Here is an 11,239-nt window from a genome sequence, read left to right as displayed (position 1 = left end):
AGTCGGAGGTTCGACCTTTTGTCCTCCGACTAGGCCGTCCGATCACCGGACGCCGATGTCCCGGTTACCGATCGTTAACTTAGCTGCGGGTCTCCGAGTAGAGGCTACGGACGCGAGCGGAGGCGGAGTCGTGACAGGATCGAGAGGTGGACCGCTCACTTGTGACCAGCACCGTCAGGACGCTCTGGGACGACGACATCGTCCCGAGCCTGTCTCAGCTCGTCGCCGTGCCGGCGATCTCGCCCGCGTTCGACCCCGCCTGGGAAGAGCACGGCGAACTGGCCGCCGCGATCGAGCACGTGCGCCTCTGGATCGAGTCACGTGCGATTCCGGGAGCGGTGCTGGAAGTCGTCCAACTGGCGGGACGTACGCCGCTTCTGGTGGTCGACGTGCCCGCGTCCGGTAACTCGTCCGACGACACGGTGTTGCTCTACGGCCATCTCGACAAGCAGCCGCCGGTGGGCGGCTGGAGCGAGGGCCTCGGTCCGTGGACCCCGGTTCTGCGTGACGGACGTCTCTACGGCCGTGGCGCGGCCGATGACGGTTACTCCGGATATGCCGCAATCGCCGCTATCGAGGCCGTGCGCGCCGCCGGCGGTTCGCACGCCCGTTGTGTCGTGCTGCTGGAGACCGGCGAGGAGTCCGGTTCGCCCGACCTTCCCGCCTACCTGGAGCACCTGTCCTCACGGTTGGGCCGCGTGTCGCTCGTCGTCTGCCTGGACTCGGGCGGCTCCGACTACGACCGCATGTGGCTGACGACGTCACTGCGCGGGCTCGTGCAGGTCACGGCCACCGTGCGGGTGCTCGACGGCGGCCTGCACTCCGGCATGGCGTCCGGCATCGTGCCGTCGTCGTTCCGGATCGCACGGGTGCTGCTGGACCGGCTGGAGGACTCGGAGACCGGTGAGGTCCTCGTGCCGGAGATGCACGTCGAGATCCCGGCGGGCCGGCTGGCCGAGGTCCGCGAGGCCGTCGAGGCCGCACCGGGCGCCCTGTGGGGTGCGGTGCCGCGCGTCGGTGACCTGCGGCCGATGTCCGACGACGAGGTCGAGCTGGCGCTGAACTCCGGCTGGCGGCCGACCCTGTCCGTCACCGGCGCCGAGGGCCTGCCCCTGCCGGACGACGCGGGCAACGTGCTGCGCCCGTTCACGACGCTGGTGCTGTCGTTCCGCCTGCCGCCGACGGCCGACGCCGCCGTTGCGCTGGAAGCGGTCAAGCAGAAGCTCACCACCGACGTGCCCTACGGCGCGACCGTGGAGCTCTCACGGGTCGAGTTCGCCGACGGCTGGAACGCGCCTGAGCTGGCACCTTGGTTGTCCGCCGTGCTGGACGACGCCGGCAAGGACGTGTTCGGCGCGCCATGGCGGACTGTGTCGCTGGGTGGCTCGATCCCGTTCATGGGCCTGCTGCACGAGGCCTACCCGGACGCGCAGTTCGTGGTGACCGGAGCGATCGGACCGGACTCCAACTGCCACGTGCCCGACGAGTGGCTGCACCTGGCGCACGCGGCCCGGGTCACCGAGGCGATCGCCCTGGTGCTCGACGCGCAGTCGAAGCAGAGCTGAACTCCTCGAGCAGGGCCAGGCCTGTGGCCGGGTTGCTCCCCGCGTAGCGGCGCGCTCTCGCGAGTGCGTCGACCTGCGCGGGGACGACCTCGGTCAGGTCGTCGGCGAAGTAGTCGCGGACGACGGCGAGGAACGCGATCCGTGCCGCCGCCCTGTCCGCGAGATCACCGATCGCGGTGTGCTCCGAGGTGTAGGAGGCCTGCACCCGTTCGCGCAGGACGTGCAGGTCCGGGTCCGGATCGGCGAGCACTCGCAGCAGTTTCGTCACGCCGTCGCGATCGTCCAGCGCCGTCAGCGCGTCGCTCGTCGTCTTGCACACCCGGTCCAGCTCGTCGGCGACGAGCTTCTCGGCCACGGCCGCCAGCGACGTGCCCCGCACCTGCCGGACGATCGCGCGGGCCGAGCGGGTGAGCTGGCGGGCGAGTCCCCCGGAGAACGTGAAGGCGAGCGCCACGAACACCTCGGGCAGCCCGTCGACCGACCTGCTGATCAGGCCGCGGGCGAGCTGGAAGTCCAGGTAGTCGACCCTGACGACCTCGTCGAACGAGCTGTCGAAGACGCTGCGCAGCCCCATGCCCGCGAGCTCGAAGTCGTGCTGGGCCTCGGTGGACACCGACATCAGGTAGTAGCAGCCGGGCACGTCGAACACGGCCTTGATCTCGTTGAGGAACCTGCGGGCGGGCTCGCCCGCACCGATGCGGTCGATCTCGTCGATGGCGATCACCACGCGCACCGGGTCCAGCGTGCGGGCCACGGCGCCGACGAACCCGCGGAAGTCGTCCACCACCTCGGGATACGTCGGCGGACGGCCGGTCAGGCTGCTCGCGCGCTTGTGGGCGAGCTCCGCACCGCGGAAGCCGAACTTCCCGCTGGTCTCACCGGTGAGGGTCTGGACGTACGCGATGTCGCGGAGACCCCGCTGCGCCGACCTGGCCAGCCGCCGCCGTTCGTCGTGCCGGACCCGCCGGCGAAGCGGGACGGCCTTGGGAGCGGCCTCGCGCAGATGGGCGAGCACCGCGTGGCAGGCCTGCGCGTAGAGGTGCAGCACGAACTCGCGCGGGACGTAGTCGACCGGTGCCGCGACCAGCACACTCAGGTCGGCGGCCTGGCCCTGCCGGCGGTAGGCGCCCTGGCAGAACGCCCTCAGCAGGTTGGTCTTGCCGGAACCGCGCGGGCCGGCGAGCGCGAAGCTGCCGCCGTCGAGGGTGTCGACCAGCTCGGCCAGCTCCCTGCCCGCCGGCACCGGTTGGTGGCTGATCAGCGACCCACCCCGGTGCAGGTTCCGCGCGTCGCCGAACGCGAGCTCGGTGCCGGGCACGATCCGAGTGCCGCCCAGCTCGGCGCGCAGTGCGGGCAGCACGCCGTCGTTCAGCATCGCCGACCGCCATTCTCCGAGCGCCTGCTCCGCCGCGGCGGACCTGGCGGCGAGCATCGCCGGTGGCAAGAGTGCGTTGAGGGCTTCGGTCAGGTGGCCCACGCCCCAGACGGCCAGGGCCCCGAGCGGCACGGTGGCGAACAGCGCGAACCAGGGGCCCACGGTCAGCGCGACGAGGTTCGCGCCGACCACGGCGAGGGTGATGCAGCCCAGCCCCAGGACTCCCCAGAACCACGCGACCGTCCTTCCGATCACGGTCAGGTACGACACCCCGAGCACCACCACGGCGATTCCGGCGGCGATCGCCGTGTTCCGGACAACGGGCAGCGCGGGGTTGCCGTTGACCCCGTGCTTGAACAACAGCGCCGCGAGCAGGCACTCGGTCACCGGAATCACGATGAGCAGCAGACACCGCCACAGGAACGGGTGCTTCACCGTGGCACGAGCCAGAGCGCGCGTGGATCCGACCCTGAGCTCCGCGTAGCGGTCGTGGTGAGCACGCGCCGAAGCGACGATCCACGGCTTGGCCTCCCGCAGCACGGCCCGCAGCGCCTCGGGATCACCGGGCGGTTCCCCGTGCCCGCCCGGCCGCAGCGCCGCCTCGACGGCCTGCTCGAAGACCTCGTCCTCGGTCACCCCCGCATCGTGCGCTCGTTCGGACGCGATCGAAATGCGCCGATCAGGTCACACCCGGTCTCCGTTCCAGCCGAGGTTTAGTGAGGTAGGACTCAGACCACACCCGGGCCCGACCGGCCGTCCTACCTGGTGTCCCACACTGGGGCGATGGGCGAACAAGCGGAGCGGGCGCGTCTCGCGGAGTCGGAGACACCGACCTCGCCGTGGCGGCTGTGGGGGCCGTACCTCTCCGGTCGCCAGTGGGGCACGGTCCGCGAGGACTACTCGCCCGAGGGTGACGCGTGGGCGTCGTTCCCGTTCGACCACGCCCGTGCTCGCGCCTACCGGTGGGGCGAGGACGGCATCGCCGGCATCTGCGACGTGCACGGGTTCATGAACTTCGCCGTCGCCCTGTGGAATGGCAAGGACCCGATCCTCAAGGAGCGGTACTTCGGCCTCACCAACGAAGAGGGCAACCACGGTGAGGACGCCAAGGAGCACTGGTGGGTGACCGACGGGACGCCCACCCACTCCTGGATGCAGGTGGTCTACCGGTATCCGCAGCGCGAGTTCCCCTACGACCGGCTGCGGGAGATGGCGCGCCACGCCGGCCGGGAGAACCGCGAGCCCGAGCTGAGCGACACCGGGGTGCTCGACGAGAACCGGTTCTTCGACGTCCAGGTCACCTACTCGAAGGCCGAGACGGACGACATCTGCATCGAGATCAGCGCTACGAACCACGGGCCCGAGGACGCGCCGTTGCACCTCCTGCCGCAGCTGTGGTTCCGCAACACGTGGGCGTGGGGCCGGGACCAGCGGCCGTGTCAGCTCGTTGCGAGCACCACGGCCGGACGCAAGGTCACGGCTGACCACGGCAACCTCGGCCGGTACACGCTGCACCTGGACGACTCGCCGTCGATGCTCATGACGGACAACGAGACCAACGAGGTGTCGCTCTTCGGGGCCGAGCGCAACCCGTCGCCGTGGACCAAGGACGGCATCTGCGACTACGTGGTGCGCGGCAGCACGAGCAGCTGTCAGGTCGTGGGACCGGACGACGCCGGGGTGGCGGGCACCAAGTTCGCGGCCTGGTACTCGTTCGACCCCGTGGAGCCCGGCGAGACGGTGACGGTCCGGCTGCGGCTCGTCGGCGGCGACGGGCACCTGGACCCGTTCGGGCCGAGCTTCGAAGAGACCGTGCAGCGGCGGAAGATCGAGGCCGACGAGTTCCACGACGCCATCGCGCCGCAGGCCAGGCCCGAGGAGAAGCACGTGCTGCGGCGCGCGCTCGCGGGTCTCATGTGGACGAAGCAGCACTACCGGTTCCGCACCCGCGACTGGCTCGACGGCGACCCGACGAAGCCGGAGGCGCCCAGTTCCAGACGCACGCCCGAGGCGCGCAACGTGCACTGGCGGCACCTCGACGTCGCCGACGTGATCTCGATGCCGGACGAGTGGGAGTACCCGTGGTTCGCGGCGTGGGACCTCGCGTTCCACACCATCCCGTTCACGCTGGTCGACCCCGCGTTCGCGAAGGAGCAGCTGCTGCTGTTCTGCCGCGAGTGGATGATGCACCCGAACGGCCAGATCCCCGCCTACGAGTGGGAGTTCGGCGACGTCAACCCGCCGGTGCACGCGTGGGCGGCGTTGCAGGTCTACCGCGCGGACGGCAGCAGGGACCGCGGGTTCCTCGCCAAGATCTTCCACAAGCTGCTGCTCAACTTCTCCTGGTGGGTCAACCGCAAGGACGCCGGCGGCAGCTACCTGTTCGAGGGCGGGTTCCTCGGCATGGACAACATCGGGCCGGTCAACCGGTCCGAGCCGATGCTGGGCGAGTGGCGGCTGGAGCAGTCCGACGCCACGTCGTGGATGGCCGCGTACAGCCTGCACCTCATGCAGATCGCGCTGGAACTGGCGCGCGACGACGAGTCCTACGAGGACGTCGCGACGAAGTTCGTCGAGCACTTCCTGTCGATCGCGGAGGCGTTCACGCACTTCGGGTCGCACGGCGGCGGCATCTGGCACGACGAGGACGGTTTCTGCTACGACCGCGTCTCGCGGCGCCGCCCGGACGGTGAGGTCGAGTCCGAGCCGGTGCGCGTGCGGTCGATGGTCGGCCTGATCCCGTTGCTGGCCAGCGCTGTTCTCGAACCGTGGGTGCTCAGCGACCTGCACGGGTTCACGAGCCGCTTGGAGCACCTGCTCAAGAGACGGCCCGAGCTGCGGCAGTTCATCGACTTCCACTACGAGCGCGGTGCGTTCGTGTCGTTGCTCGACGAGCAGAAGCTCAAGCGCGTGCTGCACCGGATGCTCGACGAGCAGGAGTTCCTGTCTCCGCACGGGATCCGCAGCCTCTCCGCAGCCCACCGCGAGGGCCTGGAGGTCAAGGTCGCGGGCCAGGACCACCGCATGGGCTACGAGCCGGGCGAGTCGCACACGCCGATGTTCGGCGGCAACTCGAACTGGCGCGGCCCGGTCTGGCTGCCCACCAACGCGCTGCTGGTGGAGGCGCTGCGCACGGTCTGCGCGTTCCACGACGGCATGTTCCAGGTCGAGATGCCGACGCACTCAGGGCGCTGGGTCACCGCGGGCCAGGTCGCGGACGAGCTGAGCGACCGGCTCGTCGGGCTCTTCCTGCCCGACCACGACGGGCGCAGGCCGTCGGACGGCAAGCGGATCGAGGCCACCGAGTCACCTCTTTGGCGCAGCCACGTCACCTTCAGCGAGTACTTCGACGGGGACACGGGTGAGGGCCTGGGGGCCACCCACCAGACCGGCTGGACCGCTCTGGTGGCGGGTCTGCTGACCGAAAGAACACGCTGACCAGCGCCGTCGTGATCAAATCCTGATCAAGGACACGCTCGCAGATGGTTATCATTCGTGCGCAATACGTGAAGACGTTGTGTGATCTGGGCTAAATCACGCAAGATTCTGTGCCCAGAAGACCGATTTGACGCAAAATCATTGCAAGGGAGTGGCCTGTAACACCCACGTGCTGTCCACCGCGTCACCCGAGTGGCAGGATCCCGTTCACTCGTCCGCGACAGTTACGAGGAGTGACGCAGTGGCTCGTCGATCCAGGCACGTGCTCGCCCTACTGCCCGCAGCGGCCCTTGCGCTGACCGCGCTCGCCGGATGCGCGACGAGCACGAACAGCGGCGGTGGCACCACCGACGGTGGGATCAAGCTTGTCAAGGAAGGCAAGCTCGTCACCTGCACCCACCTGTCCTACAAGCCGTTCCAGTACACCGAAGGTGACAAGACCGTCGGCTTCGACGTCGACCTGGTCGACCTGATCGCCGAGGAACTGAAGGTCAAGCAGGAGATCTTCGACACCCAGTTCGAGACGATCACGTCCGGCGCGAGCTTCAACGCGAACCAGTGCGACCTCGCCGCCGCCGGTATGACGATCAAGGAAGAGCGCAAGCAGGCGATCGACTTCTCCGACCCGTACTTCGAGGCCTCGCAGGCTCTGCTGGTCAAGAAGGACTCGCCGATCAAGGCGCTGGCGGACCTCAAGGGCAAGAAGATCGGTGTCCAGCAGGACACCACCGGTGAGATCTACGCGAACGACAACAAGGCCGCCAACGGCTACGAGGTCATCCAGTTCGAGGACCTCCCGCTGATGGAGACCGCCGTGCGCACCGGTGCCGTCGACGCCGCCATCAACGACAACGGCGTGCTCCTCGACTACGTCAAGGAGTTCCCGGACACCGCCGTCTCCGCCGAGTTCGACACGAACGAGCAGTACGGCATCGGCATCAAGAAGGGCAACACCGCGCTGGCCGCCAAGGTCAACGAGGTCCTGAAGAAGGCCAAGGACAGCGGCAAGTACGACGAGATCTACGAGAAGTGGTTCGGCAAGAAGCCGGAGAAGAAGTAGCGATCTGAGCTGACGGGGCGGCGGACGACGCCGCCCCGTTCGCGTCCGAACCACATCCGCTAGGAGTCGTACATGGCGCTGTCCAAGCGCAAGCGGGCCGAGTACTTCCGGTACTCGCAGTACACGCTGCTCGTCGTCGTCGCCCTGGTGATCGCGTTCCTCGCCGACTGGGAGCAGATCCGCACGGCGTTCTTCAACTTCAAGACGATGGGGGACATGTTCCCCAACGTCATCACCATCGCGTTGAAGAACACCCTCATCTACACCGCACTCGGCTTCGCGTTCGGCCTCGCGCTCGGGCTCGTCCTCGCGTTGATGAAGCTCTCGTCGATCGCGCCGTACCGCTGGATCGCGACGATCTACATCGAGTTCTTCCGCGGCATCCCGGCTCTGCTGGTGTTCATCGGCCTCGCGTTCGGTGTGCCGCTCGCGTTCCAGATCCAGTTCGACATCTACTCCACGGTCATGCTGGCGCTCGGCATCGTCGGTGCCGCCTACATGGCCGAGACCATCCGCGCCGGCATCCAGGCCGTGCCCAAGGGGCAGGTCGAGGCCGCGCGCTCGCTGGGCATGTCCCAGGGCCGCGCGATGATCACCATCGTGATCCCGCAGGCCTTCCGGATCATCCTGCCGCCGCTCACCAACGAGCTGATCCTGCTGACCAAGGACTCCTCGCTGATCTACATCATCGGACTGGCCCGCGACCAGTACGAGCTGACGAAGTTCGGGCGGGAGACGCTGAGCCGCAGCCCGTCGCTCACCCCGATCCTCGTCGTCGGTCTGTGCTACCTGATCATCACGTTGCCTCTCGGGTACCTGTCGAGGTACCTGGAGCGCCGCTCCGGCGGGAAGAAGGTGTCCGTCCTGTGAGCGAGATTTCCGTTGAGATCACCGGGCTGAAGAAGTCGTTCGGCTCGTTGGACGTCCTCAAGGGCATCGACGTCACGGTCAACCGCGGTGACGTGGTCTGCATCATCGGCCCGTCGGGTTCCGGCAAGTCGACGCTGCTGCGCTGCGTGAACCTGCTGGAGGAGCCGAACGGCGGCAAGATCGTCGTCAACGGTTCCGAGCTGACCGACCCGGACGTCGACATCGACCGGGAGCGCACGAAGATCGGCATGGTCTTCCAGTCGTTCAACCTGTTCTCGCACCTGAACGTCCTCGCCAACCTGACCGTCGCGCAGCGCAAGGTGCTCAAGCGCGGCGAGAAGGAGGCGCAGGAGGTCGCCCTGCGCAACCTCGACCGGGTCGGGCTGAAGGAGAAGGCCAACGCGATGCCCGCGCAGCTCTCCGGTGGCCAGCAGCAGCGCGTGGCGATCGCCCGCGCGTTGTCGATGGACCCCGAGGTGATGCTGTTCGACGAGCCGACCTCCGCGCTCGACCCCGAGCTCGTCGGTGACGTGCTGGGCGTGATGCGCCAGCTCGCCGACGAGGGCATGACGATGCTGGTCGTGACGCACGAGATGCAGTTCGCCCGCGAGGTCGCCGACAAGGTGATCTTCATGGACGGCGGCTACATCGTCGAGGAGGGCCCGGCGGCCGAGGTGATCGGCAACCCGCAGGAGGAGCGCACCCAGGAGTTCCTGGCCCGCGTGCTCGACCCGACGCACCAAGGCCCGCGCGACCCGGCCTAGCCCGTGTCCCGCACGGGCTAGCCTGGTCTGGTGGCGAGGGGGAAAGTCGCCGCGGCGGAAGTGCTGCGGGGGCTCTTGGGGGAGAACGACAACTCTGGTGGCGGCGGGTGGAGGTTGCCTCGGCGGAAGCCGAGCACCCCACCCGTCATCCGCGTGGTGGACCGGGTGGTCACCGACGTGCTCGACCTGCGCGCGGTCGAGGTGCCCTACGTGCTGGAGTTCGAGCGCTGCCAGTTCGAGGCGGCGCCGGACCTGCGGCAGGCGAACCTGGCGGGCATCTCGTTCACCGACTGCGACCTGCCCGGTCTCGAAGCGCGCAACCTGAGCAGCGGCAACGACGTGTCGCTGCTCGACTGCCGCGTCTCGGGGCTGACCGACTTCACCGACGCCGAGATCGCGGGCTCGGTCCTGTTGCGGGACACCAGGTTCAGCGTGCCGGGCGGGCTGTGCCTGCACGGTGACCGCCTGACGGTCGCGGGCGCGTTGCTCGGGTTCGGCATCGTCACCGAGGGCGAGGTGCGGCTCGCGGGCGCGCGCATCGGCGGCAACGTCAACCTCGGCAGCGCGGTGCTGGAGAACGCCGACGGCTACACGTTGAACGGCAACGGCATGCAGGTCGGCGGCAACTTCCTCGGCGCGTTCACCTCGCACGGCGTGGTGTTCCTGGCCAACGCGCGGATCAGTTCGACGCTCTCCCTGAGCGGCGCGACGCTCTCGCGCGGGTCGGAATTCACGGCCTCCAGCGACCCGCACGCCGACCCGTCCGCCACGCTCTTCCTCGACCGCGTGGACGTGTCCGGCGACCTGGCGCTCGACCGGGGCTTCACCAGCCACGGCACGGTCCGCGCGGTGAACGCGAAGATCGGCGGCACGTTCTCGCTGGCGGAAGCCGTGCTGGACGCCGTGTCACCGCCGTCGGTCGGCACCGACCCGACCGGCTCGGGCCGCGCGTTGCACGTCGACGGCGCGGAGATCGGCGGCGACGTCGTCGGCCGCGGCGTGCGGATCAAGGGCCAGCTGCGCATGGTCGACACGCACGTGCGCGGCAGCATCACCATCGAACGGGCCACTGTGGACAACCCGGCCGCGGATGCCGTGCTGGCCAACCGTTCCCAGATCGGCAGCAACTTCGTGGTGCGCGAGTCGGACGTGGCCGGCGGCCTGGAGCTGCGCGGCATCACCGTCGGCGCGAACCTCGACCTGCGCGGCAGCCGGTTGATCAAGCCGGGCAAGTACCGGCACCAGCCGCGCGAGAAGCCGTCGCTCGACATCGGCGGCGCCACCATCGGCCGCGACCTCATCTGCGCGCGCGGCGACAAGGAGTTCGTCGCGCACGGCGGCGTGCGGTGCCGTCGCGCGGTGATCGGCCGGATGGCGAACTTCAACGGCGCGGTGCTCGGCTACAAGCTCGACAGCCACGCGTTGAACGCCATGGGCATGCAGGTGCAGGAGCTGATGCTCAACGTCGTGTCGCCGCCCAAGGGTCTCGTGACACTGCGGCAGGCGCGCTGCACCTCGTTGGACGACAACGAGAACGTCTGGAACGCCACAGGTTTCATCGACCTCGACGACTTCCGCTACGACTCGCTCGCCTATCCGATCGACCTGCGCGACGACGACCAGGTGCAGCAACGGTTGCGCTGGCTGCGGCAGGCGATGCGGCGCAGCTACCACCCGCGCCCGTACGACCACTTCGCCGAGATGCTGACCGCGGCGGGCAACGAGGAGCACGCCTCGACCGTGCTGATCGAGAAGCAACGCCTGCGGTACAAGGCGGTCGCCGAGGGCATGCGGTTCTTCGGTCCGCTGGTGCTGGTGTGGAGCTTCCTGCAGCGGTCGATGGTCGGTTATGGCTACCGGCCGGCGCGTGCGCTGGGGTGGCTGATCGCGGCGTGGGTCGTCGGCAGCATCTGGTTCCAGCTCAAGGGGCCGCTGACCGAGATCAACGACGACGACCACCTGCCGTGGAACGCCTGGCTCTACACGATCGACCTGGTGGTGCCGATCGTCGACTTCGGCAACAAGAACCGCTGGCAGACGCCGGGCGCGTCGCAGTGGATCGCGTCCGGGCTGATCGTGACGGGCTGGATCCTGGCGACGACCGTGGCCGCCGGTCTGACCCGGATGTTGAAGAGGTAGAACGCCACCATCGGGGTATTTCGCCGCC

7 protein-coding genes are annotated in these 11,239 nt (G+C 68.7%); 6 read left to right on the top strand and 1 reads right to left on the bottom strand.

Annotated elements, in window-relative coordinates; all coding sequences use genetic code 11:
• Nucleotides 1-146 precede the first annotated feature (146 nt).
• Nucleotides 147-1,565, top strand: coding sequence for a M20/M25/M40 family metallo-hydrolase (locus DFR72_RS16985; protein WP_090066252.1), 1,419 nt, complete (start codon nucleotides 147-149; stop codon nucleotides 1,563-1,565).
• On the opposite strand, the gene DFR72_RS16980 is transcribed toward DFR72_RS16985, so the two are convergent.
• Complete coding sequence (locus DFR72_RS16980; protein ID WP_090066253.1) at nucleotides 1,516-3,576, bottom strand: hypothetical protein; 2,061 nt, start codon at nucleotides 3,574-3,576, stop codon at nucleotides 1,516-1,518. The two genes, DFR72_RS16985 and DFR72_RS16980, sit on opposite strands and share 50 nt — an antisense overlap.
• A gap of 147 nt (nucleotides 3,577-3,723) precedes the next feature.
• On the opposite strand from DFR72_RS16980, the gene DFR72_RS16975 reads away from it, so the two are divergent.
• The 5 genes from DFR72_RS16975 (at nucleotide 3,724) to DFR72_RS16955 (ending at nucleotide 11,211) form a co-directional block, all read left to right on the top strand.
• A complete protein-coding gene (locus tag DFR72_RS16975; protein ID WP_090066254.1) occupies nucleotides 3,724-6,378 on the top strand; it encodes an MGH1-like glycoside hydrolase domain-containing protein in 2,655 nt (884 codons plus the stop codon).
• A 241-nt stretch (nucleotides 6,379-6,619) separates the two neighbouring features.
• Nucleotides 6,620-7,438, top strand: coding sequence for a transporter substrate-binding domain-containing protein (locus tag DFR72_RS16970; protein WP_090066255.1), 819 nt, complete (start codon nucleotides 6,620-6,622; stop codon nucleotides 7,436-7,438).
• Between the two features lie 72 nt (nucleotides 7,439-7,510).
• Nucleotides 7,511-8,308 carry an amino acid ABC transporter permease gene (locus DFR72_RS16965; RefSeq protein ID WP_090066256.1) on the top strand — a complete coding sequence of 266 codons (798 nt, stop codon included), beginning with the start codon at nucleotides 7,511-7,513 and terminating at the stop codon, nucleotides 8,306-8,308.
• A complete protein-coding gene (locus DFR72_RS16960; RefSeq protein ID WP_090066257.1) occupies nucleotides 8,305-9,072 on the top strand; it encodes an amino acid ABC transporter ATP-binding protein in 768 nt (255 codons plus the stop codon). The genes DFR72_RS16965 and DFR72_RS16960 overlap by 4 nt, the downstream gene beginning before the upstream one ends.
• Nucleotides 9,073-9,102: 30 nt before the next feature.
• Entirely contained in the window at nucleotides 9,103-11,211 is a 2,109-nt protein-coding gene (locus DFR72_RS16955) for a hypothetical protein (RefSeq protein ID WP_245983074.1), read from the top strand.
• Nucleotides 11,212-11,239 lie beyond the last annotated feature (28 nt).

The organism is Lentzea flaviverrucosa, from assembly GCF_003350445.1.
GTDB lineage: Bacteria > Actinomycetota > Actinomycetes > Mycobacteriales > Pseudonocardiaceae > Lentzea > Lentzea californiensis.
This window is presented reverse-complemented; position numbering and strand designations above follow the sequence as displayed.